This window comes from Paenibacillus sp. NPDC056933, assembly GCF_042674385.1.
Lineage (GTDB): Bacteria > Bacillota > Bacilli > Paenibacillales > Paenibacillaceae > Paenibacillus.
In genome coordinates, this window is the sequence record NZ_JBHUQN010000014.1 from 1 (window position 1) to 14,848 (window position 14,848).

At 49.0% G+C, this 14,848-nt stretch carries 13 protein-coding genes and 8 tRNA genes; 19 read left to right on the forward strand and 2 right to left on the reverse strand.

The window, feature by feature from the left end; genetic code table 11:
• Positions 1 to 80: 80 nt before the first annotated feature.
• The 17 genes from ACFTRD_RS32235 to ACFTRD_RS32315 all read left to right on the forward strand — a co-directional run bounded on the left by ACFTRD_RS32235 (position 81) and on the right by ACFTRD_RS32315 (position 11,667).
• Positions 81 to 166, forward strand: a tRNA-Tyr gene (locus ACFTRD_RS32235).
• A gap of 7 nt (positions 167 to 173) precedes the next feature.
• Positions 174 to 249, forward strand: a tRNA-Lys gene (locus ACFTRD_RS32240).
• Between the two features lie 6 nt (positions 250 to 255).
• Positions 256 to 336: transfer RNA gene (locus tag ACFTRD_RS32245), tRNA-Leu, on the forward strand.
• 10 nt (positions 337 to 346) lie between these two features.
• Positions 347 to 421, forward strand: a tRNA-Gly gene (locus ACFTRD_RS32250).
• A gap of 7 nt (positions 422 to 428) precedes the next feature.
• Positions 429 to 505, forward strand: a tRNA-Arg gene (locus ACFTRD_RS32255).
• Between the two features lie 14 nt (positions 506 to 519).
• A tRNA-Leu gene (locus ACFTRD_RS32260) sits at positions 520 to 598 on the forward strand.
• A gap of 7 nt (positions 599 to 605) precedes the next feature.
• Positions 606 to 679 (forward strand) — tRNA-Pro (locus ACFTRD_RS32265).
• Between the two features lie 9 nt (positions 680 to 688).
• Positions 689 to 759: transfer RNA gene (locus ACFTRD_RS32270), tRNA-Gly, on the forward strand.
• A gap of 317 nt (positions 760 to 1,076) precedes the next feature.
• A complete protein-coding gene (gene iolD / locus ACFTRD_RS32275) occupies positions 1,077 to 2,942 on the forward strand; it encodes a 3D-(3,5/4)-trihydroxycyclohexane-1,2-dione acylhydrolase (decyclizing) (protein WP_379387064.1) in 1,866 nt (621 codons plus the stop codon).
• Between the two features lie 218 nt (positions 2,943 to 3,160).
• A complete protein-coding gene (iolE, locus tag ACFTRD_RS32280) occupies positions 3,161 to 4,057 on the forward strand; it encodes a myo-inosose-2 dehydratase (protein ID WP_379387066.1) in 897 nt (298 codons plus the stop codon).
• Between the two features lie 300 nt (positions 4,058 to 4,357).
• Complete coding sequence (iolC, locus tag ACFTRD_RS32285) at positions 4,358 to 5,368, forward strand: 5-dehydro-2-deoxygluconokinase (RefSeq protein ID WP_192272548.1); 1,011 nt, start codon at positions 4,358 to 4,360, stop codon at positions 5,366 to 5,368.
• Between the two features lie 101 nt (positions 5,369 to 5,469).
• Positions 5,470 to 6,945 (forward strand): CoA-acylating methylmalonate-semialdehyde dehydrogenase, encoded by a 1,476-nt coding sequence (locus tag ACFTRD_RS32290; protein WP_379387069.1) that lies wholly within the window; start codon positions 5,470 to 5,472, stop codon positions 6,943 to 6,945.
• Positions 6,946 to 7,014: 69 nt separating this feature from the next.
• A complete protein-coding gene (gene iolG, locus ACFTRD_RS32295) occupies positions 7,015 to 8,067 on the forward strand; it encodes an inositol 2-dehydrogenase (protein WP_379387071.1) in 1,053 nt (350 codons plus the stop codon).
• A gap of 106 nt (positions 8,068 to 8,173) precedes the next feature.
• Entirely contained in the window at positions 8,174 to 8,983 is an 810-nt protein-coding gene (gene iolB / locus ACFTRD_RS32300; RefSeq protein WP_379387073.1) for a 5-deoxy-glucuronate isomerase, read from the forward strand.
• Positions 8,984 to 9,192: 209 nt separating this feature from the next.
• Positions 9,193 to 10,206, forward strand: a complete 1,014-nt coding sequence (locus ACFTRD_RS32305; RefSeq protein WP_379387075.1) for a LacI family DNA-binding transcriptional regulator — start codon at positions 9,193 to 9,195, stop codon at positions 10,204 to 10,206.
• A 469-nt stretch (positions 10,207 to 10,675) separates the two neighbouring features.
• On the forward strand, positions 10,676 to 11,176 hold the full coding sequence (locus ACFTRD_RS32310; RefSeq protein ID WP_379387077.1) for a hypothetical protein: 501 nt from the start codon (positions 10,676 to 10,678) through the stop codon (positions 11,174 to 11,176).
• The gene (locus ACFTRD_RS32315; RefSeq protein ID WP_379387079.1) at positions 11,173 to 11,667 is read left to right on the forward strand and encodes a GNAT family N-acetyltransferase; all 495 of its coding nucleotides are present in this window, start codon (positions 11,173 to 11,175) and stop codon (positions 11,665 to 11,667) included. Before ACFTRD_RS32310 ends, ACFTRD_RS32315 begins: the two co-directional genes overlap by 4 nt.
• A 198-nt stretch (positions 11,668 to 11,865) precedes the next feature.
• On the opposite strand, the gene ACFTRD_RS32320 is transcribed toward ACFTRD_RS32315, so the two are convergent.
• Together ACFTRD_RS32320 and ACFTRD_RS32325 are read right to left on the reverse strand one after the other, a co-directional pair.
• Positions 11,866 to 12,666, reverse strand: coding sequence for a DUF4261 domain-containing protein (locus ACFTRD_RS32320; RefSeq protein WP_379387081.1), 801 nt, complete (start codon positions 12,664 to 12,666; stop codon positions 11,866 to 11,868).
• A gap of 119 nt (positions 12,667 to 12,785) precedes the next feature.
• Entirely contained in the window at positions 12,786 to 13,142 is a 357-nt protein-coding gene (locus ACFTRD_RS32325) for a DUF1304 domain-containing protein (RefSeq protein ID WP_192272562.1), read from the reverse strand.
• A 236-nt stretch (positions 13,143 to 13,378) separates the two neighbouring features.
• On the opposite strand from ACFTRD_RS32325, the gene ACFTRD_RS32330 reads away from it, so the two are divergent.
• Positions 13,379 to 14,581: an MFS transporter gene (locus tag ACFTRD_RS32330; protein WP_379387084.1), complete on the forward strand. Its 1,203-nt coding sequence runs from the start codon at positions 13,379 to 13,381 to the stop codon at positions 14,579 to 14,581.
• A gap of 164 nt (positions 14,582 to 14,745) precedes the next feature.
• A complete protein-coding gene (locus ACFTRD_RS32335; RefSeq protein ID WP_379387086.1) occupies positions 14,746 to 14,844 on the forward strand; it encodes a hypothetical protein in 99 nt (32 codons plus the stop codon).
• The last annotated feature ends 4 nt before the right edge of the window (positions 14,845 to 14,848 follow it).

Consider the following 14,848-nt stretch of genomic DNA (forward strand, 5'->3'; position numbering starts at 1 on the left):
TGTAGCTCAACTGGTAGAGCAACTGACTTGTAATCAGTAGGTTGGGGGTTCAAGTCCTCTCGCCGGCACCATGTAATCCTGGAGGATTAGCGAAGCGGCCAAACGCATCAGACTGTAAATCTGCTCCCGTACGGGTTCGGTGGTTCGAATCCATCATCCTCCACCAGTTATATGAGTCATTAGCTCAGTTGGTAGAGCACCTGACTTTTAATCAGGGTGTCGAAGGTTCGAGCCCTTCATGACTCACCATTATATGCGCGTGTGGCGGAATTGGCAGACGCACTAGACTTAGGATCTAGCGTCTTTGACGTGGGGGTTCAAGTCCCTCCACGCGCATCCTTTATAAGCGGACGTGGCTCAGCGGTAGAGCATCGCCTTGCCAAGGCGAGGGTCGCGGGTTCGATTCCCGTCGTCCGCTCCAATATTTTGCGCCCTTAGCTCAGCTGGATAGAGCGTTTGACTACGAATCAAAAGGCCGGGAGTTCGAATCTCTCAGGGCGCGCCATTATAACTTCATATGCCGGCGTGGCGGAATGGCAGACGCGCTCGACTCAAAATCGAGTGGGAAACCGTGGAGGTTCGAGTCCTCTCGCCGGTATAGATAACGGGATGTAGCTCAGCTTGGTAGAGCACCTGGTTTGGGACCAGGGGGTCGCATGTTCAAATCGTGTCATCCCGATCTTTATATGCGGGTGTAGTTCAATGGTAGAACTTTAGCCTTCCAAGCTAATAGCGTGGGTTCGATTCCCATCACCCGCTTTATAGAAACGCAAAAAAGAGATGGTTGCTGCCATCTCTTTTTTGCGTTCTTTGACATTTTTACGAGTCTCCGGATATTCACCTTCAATGTTTAAAACGTAATCGAAACATCGCTGGAACAGCAGTGAGTATTATAAAGTACGATGTGGATATGCCAGGTCTGATTTTTTTAATTTTAAAACGCTTACAAAAATATCTTGCCTAATCCTTCCGCCTGTAATACTATATCAATTAAGCGCTTAACCTTTAGGGGTAAAGCGCTTAAACTTAGCTAGATTAAGCGCTTTACCCGTAAAGGAAAGGGAGATGTTCAATCCATGACAACAATTAGACTGACGATGGCTCAGGCACTGCTCCGATACCTTGATCAGCAATATATTTCGGTTGATGGGGTGGAAACCAAGTTTGTGAAGGGTGTCATCGGCATTTTTGGACACGGCAACGTAACTGGTATTGGAGAGGCACTGGAGCGCAGCCCGGGAAGTCTGACGTATATGCAAGGCAAAAATGAACAGGGCATGGTTCATACAGCAGCGGCCTATGCCAAGCAGAAGAACCGCAGACAGATATATGCATGTACCACATCCATTGGTCCCGGTGCACTGAACATGATTACCGCAGCGGCAACAGCAACGGTCAATCGTATTCCTGTTTTATTGCTTCCAGGTGATAACTTTGCCACGCGTGAGCCAGATCCCGTTTTGCAACAACTGGAGGTCAGCGGGGACTATACCATTTCAGCCACTGATCCGTTTAAGGCGGTCAGCAAATACTGGGATCGTATCGTGCGTCCCGAACAGCTGATGATCGCTGCCACGCAGGCAATGCGTGTGCTGACGGACCCGGCAGAGACAGGCGCAGTAACGCTGGCGCTGCCGCAGGATGTGCAGGCAGAGGCGTACGATTACCCTGAATCGTTCTTCGCCCGTAAGGTGCATTACCTGGACCGTCGCCCCCCGGTTCAGGCGGCTATTGAACGGGCAACGCAGCAGATTGCCCGGGGCAGAAAGCCGCTGATCATTGCAGGCGGCGGTGTGTTGTATGCCGAGGCATCTATGCAGCTGGCTGAATTCGCCGAGGCATTTGGCATTCCGGTTGCCGAGACGCAGGCTGGCAAGAGTGCTTTGCCGTGGAGCCACCCACTTAATGTGGGGGCCATCGGCGTTACCGGCTCCCTGGCTGCCAATAGGCTCGCCAGGGAAGCGGATGTAGTGATCGGCGTCGGAACCCGGTTTTCGGATTTTACGACGGCGTCCCGGTCTGCTTTTCAACATCCTGAAGCGACTTTCATCAATATAAACTTGAACGGCATGGATGCCGCCAAACTGGGTGGTGAGGCGATTCTGGCGGATGCAAGGGAAGGTTTGCAAGCTTTGCAAATCGCTTTACAGGAACGGCAATATCGCAGCGGTTACGGAACATCCGAGATCGCCGAACTGCGGGATGAATGGAACACCGAAGTGGATCGGCTCTATGGGCTACAACATGAGTCGGGGCTGGCACAGACCACCGCGGTCGGTATAGTGAACCGGACCATTGACCCTTCTTCCGTCATTGTGTGCGCAGCAGGAAGTTTGCCTGGAGATTTACACCGTCTGTGGCGTGCGGCTGCACCGAAAACATACCACATGGAGTACGGCTTTTCCTGTATGGGCTATGAGGTGAGCGGGGCATTCGGGGCGGCTCTCGCTGAGCCGGATCGTGAAGTCTATGCCATGGTTGGTGATGGCAGTTACCTAATGCTGCATTCTGAACTGGTGACGAGCTTGCAGGAACAGAAGAAAATGACCATTTTGCTATTCAACAACAATGGATTTCAATGCATTCACAATCTGCAGCGGGAGCACGGAAGTGACGGGTTCGGCAATGAGTTTCGCTATCGGGAATCGGAGAGTGGAAGACTTACCGGGGATTACATGCCTATGGATTTTGCGGCACATGCCCGCAGCCTGGGAGCCAAAGCCTACAAGGCAGAGACGACAGAACAGTTGGAACAAGCGATCAGGGATGCACGGAATGAGACTGTGACTACACTGATCGAAATTCCGGTTGTGCCTGGAACCAATGCAGGCGGATATGAGTCGTGGTGGAACGTGGGCGTACCAGAAGTATCCACCGAGGAAAAGGTGGTAACTGCTCATCACGCAATGCAGATAAATCGAGGAAAAGCCAAGCTCGTTTAATTGCCCATTTTGTATAAATTCAAGGCGTTTTTCAGTAAGCAAGATATAGATCGGAATATTTCTATTCGTCTAGGTTGTATGGATTATGTTGCTTCTTCCTGTAAACGTCCTTGTACCAGAAGAGAGTTAAGACGAATGATCCAAAATGCAAAGTACTAAACTCAGCACACTGCACTGAATGATGCGAAATGTTGAACCACAAAAGGAGACGTGGAGCCATGAACAAGCTGCCATTTCAGCTCGGGATTCATCCGATCAACTGGGTCGGAGAGGATGTAAAGGAGCATGGTGATGCAACAACATGTGAACAGATTCTCGATGATATTCAACGCCTCGGACTAACCGGTACGGAGATGGGACGTAAATATCCCACCAATTCAGACTTATTACGGGAGGAACTAGGCAAGCGGAACATACGCCTCGTTTCCCAGTGGAAATCAGTATTGTTCTCCGACCCGGCGTATCGACAGTCTGAGCTGGACAGCTACCGAAGACATGCTGAATTTCTGCAATCGATGGGCAGTACGGTGATTAGCACCGCAGAAGTAGGGGGGTCCCTGCATTTTGATCCAAGGCGGACACCGCATGAAAAAGAAGTGCTGAGACTCAACAAATCCGAATGGGAAATTCTTGCTGATGGATTGAACGAAGCAGGAGCGATTGCCCGTGAACACGGGTTGAAGCTGACATATCATCATCACGGTGGCACGGTAGTCGAGCAGCCGGAGGAAATCGATAAACTGATGGAGCTGACTGACCCATCGCTTGTTTATTTGCTCTATGACACAGGCCATGCCTACTACGGTGGAGCCGACCCGCTAACGCTCTTGCGAAAACATTATGACCGGATTGCCTATATCCACCTCAAGGATATCCGTCCACAAGTTCTGGACGAAGCGCGAGCTGAACAGTCCGATTTTGTTGGCTGCATTCGTAGAGGGGTATTCACGGTCCCTGGAGATGGCTGTATTGATTTTGCACCGATTCTGCAGGAACTAATTACCCGGGGGTATGATGGCTGGGCAATGCTTGAAGGGGAGCAGGACCCGGCGATTCACAATCCGTATGAGTATGCGCGGCGATCCTTGCAATATATGGAGTCCTTGAACCCATAGAGTGGATAAAGGCATGGCAGTCCGTAGAGGAATATACTTTACGACGAGAAATTCTGATCCAAGTTTGCGTGAATGATTTAGTGGACGAGTGAGTGAATGATTTATTTATTATAAGAATGAATTAATGTTCTATCATTTATTTATTTATTTATGACTTGCTGATACCACATGATTTTCCATTTCACATTTCATGATCTAACAACATAACTGAGACGAAACCTGAATGTTAAAATTCGCAGCTCTAAATAAAATATCCATATGAACATGCGATATCCCATCACAGAAAGGGGTTCAAATGCTATGACCTACGTATCCTTTCCTGATTCCAGGAAGATGGATTTCACCGCAATCGGCCGTCTGTGCATCGACTTGAATGCCAATGAGATCAATCGCCCGATGGAAGAGACGATGACGTTTACAAAATATGTAGGCGGTTCTCCGGCCAATATCACGATCGGCATGTCCAGGCTCGGCATGGAGACTGCTTTTATCGGCAAAATCGCGAATGACCAGATGGGCAGATTCATTAACAGCTATCTGGAGCGGAACGGGATCGATACGTCAAATGTGGTAACGGACGATACCGGAGCAGTGACAGGGCTTGCTTTTACCGAGATCAAAAGCCCAACCGACTGCAGCATCCTAATGTACCGGGATAATGTGGCTGATCTATTATTGCAGGCCCGAGAGGTAGAGGAGCAGTTAATTGCCGATTCCAAAGTGCTGTTGATCTCAGGCACAGCCCTTGCCCAGAGTCCATCGCGAGAAGCGGTATTCCAGGCCCTGACGTATGCGAAAAAGCATGGCACAATCATTGTATTTGATCTGGACTATCGTCCCTACACATGGGCATCTGACGAAGAAACAGCTGTCTATTATAACCTCGCAGCTGAGAAGTGCGATATCATCCTGGGCACACGTGAAGAGTTCGACATGATGGAGACGTTTGACCACAATCCAGACCATAGCGATCAGGTGACCGCGCAAAAATGGTTCGATTTCTCAGCTCAAATTGTTGTCATTAAACATGGCAAGGAAGGCTCCATAGCCTATACAGGTGAAGGGTTATCTCATCAAGCGGACAGCTACCCTGCGCGTGTTGTGAAGACGTTTGGGGCGGGTGATTCTTACGCGGCGGGATTTCTATACGGGTTGATGCAAGGGTGGACGATTGAACGCAGCATGGCGTTTGGCAGTGGGGCCGCAAGTATCGTTATTTCCAGCCATAGCTGCTCGGATGCGATGCCGACAGTGGAACAGGTGAATGACTATATTGAACGCTGCAATCGCGGCGAAATTACGGCGTCTTGAAGCGTATTGAAATAATTAAATCACTTAGAAAACGTAAAATATAATTGGATTACTTGGAGTAGTTTAGAGTAACACACATATGAGCGAGGGGAGACAGGGCTATGGGAAAAGGGATATCGAAAGCGTCAGCAACAGCGACAATGGTTCAAAACTGGATCGGGGGTGCCTGGGTGACCCCGGCGGCAACCCGTACAGAGCCGGTTGTGAATCCGGCTACAGAAGAGGTCATTGCATACGTACCGCTGTCTGAACAGGCGGACGTGGATTTGGCCGTCCAGACGGCACGGGAGGCGTTCCCGTCCTGGAGCGGTACACCGGTTCCCCGACGCGCGCGCATTTTGTTCCGTTACCAGCAGCTGCTGGTAGAACATTGGGAAGAGCTGGCTCGGCTGGTTACGCTGGAGAACGGCAAGAGCTATGCCGAAGCCTACGGCGAGGTTTTACGCGGCATTGAATGTGTCGAGTTCGCGGCAGGCGCCCCGAACCTCATGATGGGCAAACAGCTGCCCGACATCGCCACAGGACTGGAGTCGGGCATGTACCGGTACCCGATCGGTGTGATTGGGGGGATCACCCCCTTCAACTTCCCGATGATGGTACCGTGCTGGATGTTCCCGCTGGCGATTGCGTGCGGCAACACCTTTGTCCTGAAGCCGTCCGAGCGTACGCCACTGCTGGCAGGCCGACTGGCCGAGCTGTTCAAGGAAGCGGGGCTCCCGGACGGCGTGCTGAACATCGTTCACGGTGCACATGACGTCGTGAACGGGCTGCTTGAACACAAGGATGTTCAAGCGATCTCTTTTGTCGGCTCCCAGCCTGTCGCCGAATACGTCTACACCACTGCATCCGCGCATGGCAAAAGGGTACAGGCGCTTGCAGGTGCCAAAAACCACTCGATCGTTATGCCAGACGCTGATCTCGACCTGACGGTGAAGGAAATTACCAGTGCGGCCTTCGGCTCAGCCGGAGAACGCTGTATGGCCTGCTCGGTTGTCGTCGCTGTGGGCGATGTGGCTGATACATTGGTACAAAAACTGGTGGAAGCAGCGGATCGCATTACCATTGGTAATGGCATGGATGAAGGGGTATTCCTCGGTCCTGTCATCCGTGGTCCGCATAAAGAACGCACACTCAGCTACATTGAATCCGGAGAAAAGGAAGGCGCTACCTTGATCCGGGATGGACGTAAGGATGAAGCGACAGGAAAGTCCGGTTATTTCGTTGGGCCAACGGTATTCGATGAGGTACAGAGCAGCATGAAAATCTGGCAAGACGAGATTTTTGCTCCAGTGCTCTCCATTGCTAGAGTTGCTACGCTGGAGGAAGCTGTGGAGTTGGCGAACCGTTCCGACTTTGCCAATGGGGCATGCCTGTTCACCCGCAGTGGAGCAAGCATGCGCCAATTCCGTGAAACGATTGATGCGGGCATGTTGGGCATTAACCTGGGCGTACCAGCGCCAATGGCGTTCTTCCCTTTTTCCGGCTGGAAGAAATCCTTCTACGGTGATCTGCATGCTAATGGCACGGACGGTGTTGAATTCTATACTCGCAAAAAGATGGTCACTGCCCGCTGGTAACAACCAGGGCATCATTGGGGGCTAAGGGGAACGCCCAGCCCATATGGACGCAATAGGGAGGATAACGGAATGGGCAAGGATAAAGTGAGAATTGGCATCATCGGCGCTGGACGTATTGGCAAAATTCATGCGGACAATCTTCTGCGCAACCCGCATGCCGAGATTGTTGGCATCAGTGATTTATTTGCAGGGCCCGAGCTGGAGGAATGGGCTTCCAGTCGTGGCATTCCGGTGGTAACGACAGACAGCACCCAGTTGATTGCTATGCCAAATGTGGATGCAGTGCTGATCTGTTCTTCAACAGATACGCATGTACCACTGATTGAACAGGCAGCCCAGGCAGGCAAACACATTTTTTGCGAGAAACCGGTCAGTATGGACCTTCTTCAGACGGAGGCAGCCGTTGCAGCCGTGGAGAAGGCGGGGGTGAAGCTGCAAATTGGATTTAACCGCCGCTTCGATCACAACTTCAAACGGGTACGTGCACATGTTCAGGATGGAACGATTGGTGATCCTCACATTATCAAAATCACTTCTCGTGACCCGAGCCCGCCGCCGGCGGAGTATATTCGGGTGTCTGGCGGGATCTTCATGGATATGATGATCCACGATTTCGATATGGCCCGGTATTTATCCGGGAGTGAGGTGGAGGAAGTCTATGCACAGGGCAATGTGCTGATTCATCCTGTATTTGCGGAACACGGCGATGTGGATACGGCCATTGTGACCATGAGTTTTGAAAATGGAGCAATCGGCGTTATTGATAACAGCCGCCAGGCGGTATATGGGTACGATCAACGTGTCGAGGTATTTGGCTCGTTGGGCAGCGCTGCAGCTGCAAATGATCATCCAAATACGGCAGAAGTCAGTACATCAGCCGGGCTGATGCGCGACAAGCCGCTACACTTTTTCCTGGAACGATACAACGAAGCGTATGTGCAGGAGACAGCTCTTTTCATCGACGCGATCCGGAACGATACACCTGTCATTGTGAACGGAAATGATGCGGTTCAGGCAGAGCGTATTGCGCTTGCCGCACGCATGTCCATGGAACAAGGCAGACCTGTGAAGCTGCGGGAAATCCAGGGAATATCGATGGGATCGCAGAAGGTTGCTCCGTAATTGTCAGGTAATTTGATATAGACATGATTTTCTTGCATATGAGGTTCTTCTCTTTAATTGAATACCGACTTGGTATGAGTGGTTACAGAAAGGAGTGGGTAGCAACATGTCAGAACGTATCGTGAAACCAGCGGTGAGCCCTGATGGAGATGGCACGGTTTTAACCGTAACACCGGAGTCTGCGGGCTGGGATTATGTTGGGTATCAGGTCATACAACTTGCGGAAGGACAGAGGTTAACTCGTGAGAGCGGGGACCGGGAACTCTGTATTGTGCTTCTGAGCGGTTTGGCTAATGTAAGTACTCGTGAACAAAAATGGGAGAATATTGGAAAAAGAATGAGCATCTTCGAGAAAATCCCTCCATATTCGGTTTATGTATCAAGTTCAGATCAGGTGGAGTGCACGGCTCTTACTGCATTGGAGATTGCCATATGTTCGGCACCGGGAAAAGGCACGTACCCAGCTCGTCTGATTACCCCGGAAGACGTGGGCGTTGAGACGCGTGGTTACGGTAACCTGGAACGACAGATTCACAACATTTTACCGGAACAAAAAGAAGCTGACAGTCTGCTCGTCGTTGAGGTGTTCACGCCAGATGGGCATTGGTCGAGCTATCCTCCTCATAAACATGACCGGGACGCCTTGCCTGACGAATCCTTGCTGGAGGAAACGTATTATTTCCGAGTTCAACCAGAGCAGGGGTTTGCGATTCAACGAATCTACACGGATGATCGATCTGTGGATGAGACGCTTGCAGTGAACAATGGTGAAGTCGTGCTTGTCCCGTTCGGATACCATCCGGTAGGCGCCCCTCCGGGATACGAGGTTTATTATCTGAATGTGATGGCAGGGCCAACCCGGACATGGAAGTTCCACAACGACCCGGATCATGATTGGCTGATGAATAAAAAGTAGTATTGATACATGGCATACACTTAGGTTGTATCCAACAAGCGAGCTGGGTTATCCGATTCCATTATCCGTTATCCAGTAAGCTATCCAGGCCTGGTTCACCATTTGCCTCGGCTTCAAGTTGCGTATGCGGAATTCCCCCTGCATAATGAGAAGAAAACGATTACCTATATATAAGGGAATTTATATATAGCACAAATGGGGAAATAACAATGAAAGCAACCATATATGATATAGCCCGCGAGGCGGGGGTATCGATTGCAACCGTCTCACAGGTCATTAACGGCAAAGGGAAAATTAGTGAGAAGCGGCGCGCCGAGATTATGGAGATCATGGAGCGTCTTCACTATCAGCCGAGTGCGATCGCAGCTGCACTTACAGGTAAACAGACGTATACGCTCGGACTGCTCGTGCCCGATATTTCCAATCCATACTTTGCTGAGCTGGCCAGAGCAGTTGAGGATCGTAGTCGGCAGTTGGGCTACAGCGTCGTCATTTGCAGCACGGATAACAAGGACGAGCGGGTAGAGCGGTATCTGAACCTGCTTCAGCAAAAAAGGGTCGATGGCATGATGATCGGTACAGGTATCGATAATGCCGAGATTCTCTCTCCACTTCTGCAGCAGTCGATACCTGTTGCACTGATCGCCCGTCATATGCCGTCATTGTCTGTGCATACCGTTGCGATTGATGACAGGCTTGGCGGCTCCTTGGCAGCAGAGCATCTGCTTGAATTGGGTCATACTCGTGTAGCCGTGCTGTCGGAGCCATCCAAAGTCAGCAGCAGTAAGGAGCGCGTTCGCGGATTCCGCGAAGCATTGGAGAGGGCAGGTCTTTCTCTTGGAGCTGATCAGGTGAGAGAGTCATCTGCCGATCTGGATTCAGCCAAAAAAGAGGCCCTCGTGTTTCTCACGGAACAGAATCGAGCCACAGGCCTTTTCTGCTGTAACGACATGCAGGCGATTGGTGCGCTCCAGGCTGCCAAAGAGCTCGGCCTGCGTGTGCCTGAAGATGTATCGATCATCGGATTTGATAATACAATTCTGGCTTCGGTAACCAGTCCACCTCTGACGACGGTCGCCCAACCAATTGAGGATCTGGGGCGTCGTGCCGTTGATTTATTAATTGATGAGTTAAAAGATGAAAGCAAACCACCGCAGAGAGTTGTTCTGAAGCCTGAGCTGGTCGTTAGAGATTCGACGGGGAATGTATCGAATCAATATTAAAAAACAGCAGTTCCGTAATCGGATATCCTCAAACGATCCCGGAAAAGTTGGAAAAGTCACCTCAGAACAAGCATTTAAATATCTACAACGATGTAGCTTATAAAACAAGAGGTTGTTCCGTAAGTCATGAACATGACGGGGGACACCCATTGCTGTTGTTATTTTAGTCTATTCAAACAAGCCGCGTGCCTCTACGGAGGAACACGGCTTGTTTGAATTAAACCTTGGATGCTACCCATTTCACATATCTGTATTCGCATGCCAAGCTCGCTCGTTGGTGCGTTCCACTTCGTCAGTTAGCAAGCAAGAGGCAGAGCTTGAAACGAAGGGGATTCCCAGGGAATCTCGACACGTAGTGCCAGATTATTAACATTATTTTTTATTGATCTAGAACAATTTTTGGATAAGATGGTATACTTGGTTAAAATCATTAATTTCCTAATTAACCTGATAACGAGAGGAGATTTAAATGAAAAAAAGAACTAAAATCATTCTTGGTACACTCATTGTAATCGTCATTGCAGCTATTGCCATACCCATGTATATTTCCAGGCAACACACCACCTTTCGGGCTGAGGTCATGGATCATATGGGCATGCTGGATACACTGGATCGTCTGGTGATTAGAAAAATAGCGATCAACGGCCCATACAATGAAGATGAAGTAACCATTACAGATCCTCAAGAGATTAAAGATATGTTGAAACTGGCGAAGGATCTTGAACTTAGGAGAGTACAGGAGATAGATCCTTCTGAGTGGGCTCCCTATTACTATGAATGGGAACTCTTGCTTAAGAAAGAAGATCGATTTACAGAAGGGTTTGGCATTACGTTCTATAACGAACATGCGGTCTCCATCTATAGCGGATACAAAACGAGAGACCAGCATGAACATTATGAAATAACCAATGAGTTTAATTTAAATGAAATGGAACGGCTGTTTACCAATTTGAAGGAGGGGAAGGAATGACAGAGTACCAATTGCGTCCGATTGAAGAACAGGATATCCCTTTTCTGTGGGAGATGTTGTATGCATCCCTGTTCAACCGGGAGGGCGAGGAACCTTTTGAACCTGAGATCATACATAGTCCCGGCATGTCCAAGTACGTTGAAGACTGGGGAAGAGAAGGGGATTTTGGATTTATCGCTGTAGATTCCCAGGGGAGGCGTATGGGATCAGTGACATTGCGGTTCTATAATGATCAAAATGCGGGATACGGATATGTCAATGCGGCTACGCCCGAGATGGGCATGGCAGTGGTCGAGACAGCGCGTGGAAAAGGAATTGGAACTCGCCTTATTCAGGCTGCGTTGGAAGAAGCTCAAAAGAGGGGTATTAATGCCGTATCGCTCAGTGTTGACCCGGATAACGAAGCCATTCGGCTATATCAGCGTTTCGGATTTGTTGAACAAGGCATGTGTGATACATCCGTAACGATGGTGTGTGCGATAAACTCATGATTCTATCGCACACAGGATGATCCTGAACTAAAGTGTGAATGAGGCTGCCTTATAAACTTCATCATACGTTTTCCCAATGGAACTCAGTCTGATACTGTGATTCCTTGGAATCCGTTCAGCTGCATTTTGGCAATCGCACCGCTACTTCTACACTCGCATGTTTTATGCCCCGCTGTACCAGCAGCTTTTGGTAGCGGGCTAGAATCCAATCTTCAGGCTGCTGCCTTCCGTAGCTATTCCTTCCGAACGGGTGATAGGCAGCTTTTGTTCTGCTGAGAAGCCGAGCGTCTCCCCGTCATGCAGTGTTACATCATTTTCAATCACATATGTCGTAGTCATGTACATCATCTCAAATACTTCACTTAACGGCTCTGCAGAATGATTGATTTCCATTTCATCTTTACCAAAATTTCGCAATCCGTAAGTATAGGCCGAAGCGCCCTCAGGACCCTGAAATAATCCGATAAAAATCCAGAGCGATACAGGTAACTCCTGATCCTTGAGTCCACGACTGATGTCTACATACTTTCTTGCTTCTACCACGAGTGGTGCCATATATATAGCCAGCGCATGATCAAGCTGCAACAAGGCGCTGGCTGTTTGGGTGAACAAAATATGTGCCTGGATGGCGTCGGTTGCGTTCAATACAGAGACAATAATCTGGGATTGATGCCTGGAGGTGACTTGCTCGGCATCCCGCCATAGCACATTCAATTTGGCATTCTCTTCTACTTCGCGATCAGGAACAGGTGCATTGATATGTGCACATACCACTTGCATTCCATCCACTTCGAAAAAAAGGTTGCCCTCCTCCGGACGTTCATCAATTTCAATATCCCACTCGTTTTTCATATTGCTGATGAAGTGATCGAAATTACAATCGTCGCGCTCCAGCAGGACAAACCCAACGATGGTTTCGCTATAGGGAGCAATATTTACTGTTCCTCCTGCAGGCGGTTGTTCCTTCTTGCGACGCCGAAGCTTGTCAAACAGTCCCATGAAACGTACTCCTTTCCAGACCAATCATAATGATCAAGGCATAACCTACTGCCTTTATAACCTTACCATACCACACTGACGCATGTAATGATCCAGCATGGTATGGACCGGCAGAACGATCAGAGGAAAAGAACCAGAAGCAACGCAATAACCGCAGGCAGACCTTGTTTGATGAGGATCGAACGTGTAGCGGTTACACCTCCATAGAGGGCCGCGATGATGACGCATGCCAGGAAGAAAATCTGGATGTGCTGTCCAACAGAGGTATCCGGATAAATAAGCCCCCAGATTAAACCTGCGGCCAAAAATCCGTTGTACAGACCTTGGTTGGCTGCCAAAGATTTGGTTGACTGCGCAAATTCAGGAGTAAGGTTGAACGTTTTCATCGTGCGTGGGCGAGTCCACAAAAACATCTCCATCACCATGATGTAGATATGCTCGATGGCTACAAGAGCTACAAAAATGATACTGATCAAAAGAAACACCTTGCTTTCCTATATGTCATTTATTTACTGATCTAATTCAGTATATAGGTTTGCGAAGTGAACTGAAAGTGCAAAATTAATTTTGCGCAAATTAATTGTGTAGTTGATAAAAAGAGTATAACGTCATTTAATTATTTTTGTTGCCTAAATATAAACATTATTATATATTGTCTATAAATAAACAAACAAATTTTATTTGTTTGGGTGAATTAGAGGAGGAGTTTTAATTGTTTCGTAATCGTTATGTGCGGACGATTGTTGTTTCGCGTATTCTGTTGCAGCTGGGAATATGGATACGTAATTTTGCTATACTGCTGTTTGTTACAGATATGACGAGCAATGACCCGCAGGCAGTATCGTTGATTTCAGTAGTGGAGTATGCACCCATCTTTATATTTGGGATTATCGGAGGAACCTTTGCGGATCGTTGGAGACCCAAACGGACGATGGTTTGGTGTGATGTGTTGTCTTCATTGTCAGCGGTAGTTGTGCTGATCACGTTAATCTATGGTCCGTGGTATTCCGTGTTGCTGGGGACGCTGATATCGGCTGTATTTTCCCAATTCTCTCAGCCCTCGGCGATGAAGCTGTTCAAGCAGCATGTACCGGGCGAGGAGCTACAGGGGGTTATGGCTATGTTCCAGACGATGGTTGCCGTATTTATGGTCGTTGGACCGATGATTGGTACCATTATCTATCAGAATTATGGAATTGAGGTGTCATTGGCTATCACGGCGGGGATGTTTCTGCTCTCCGGGTGGGTTCTTTCCCGGTTACCCAAGGATGGCGTTGAATCCGTATCTTGCCAGAGGACTTCTTTTCGCAGTGAACTGGCTGAAGGTTTCCGTTATGTATATGGCAATATAGCATTACGGACGTTGGTTATGACCTTCGCTGTAACTGGTCTAGCTTCGGGACTGATCCAGCCATTAATGCTATTTGTTGCTATAGATAATTTGGGGCAGGACAAAACTTTTCTGCAATGGTTGCTCATGGTTAATGGGGTGGCCATGTTGGTAGGGGGAGCGTTCATCATGAGTGCTGCCAAAAAACTTCAGCCACAGGTCATGCTCGCCCTTGGACTGTTTGTCAGCGCGCTTGGGACGGTGATCATGGGCTGGTCTGAGAATGTCGTGATTACCATGGTGACTCAACTGATTACTGGATTCTTCTATCCATGGATCCATGTAGGAATTCAGATGATGATTATGACCAATACGAAGGGTGCATTTATTGGACGTGTAGGAGGCGCTGTTACTCCGGTGTTTATGGGCATGACGGTCATTGCCATGTCTATTGCAGGTTACATGATGCATCACTTTTCATTGTTAACGGTATTTACAGTAAGTGGTGTACTCTTTCTGGCGGGCGCGTTAATTTTGGGGCCGTTGTTGCCGAAGCGGAGAAAGGTGGAGAGTGTCGCGGGATGATTCCCGCTTAATGTTGGAACTATTCCATTCGTCCTGCTGGCGGATCATCCATTCACATTTGTTACACGAGCAGTACCTTATATCGATATTGAGCTGCTGGAATTCCGGGTGATCGGCGTTACGGTCTTACGGTGTACGAACAGGATGGTTTACGTAAAAAGTTCGTGCCAGCCGCCCGCAAGAAACGCGGAATCGTCTGTTCAGTTGAGCGTGAAGGCGTAATCCGTACCGGTGATGCCATCGAAGTTATCCGCCTGTCCTGAACCA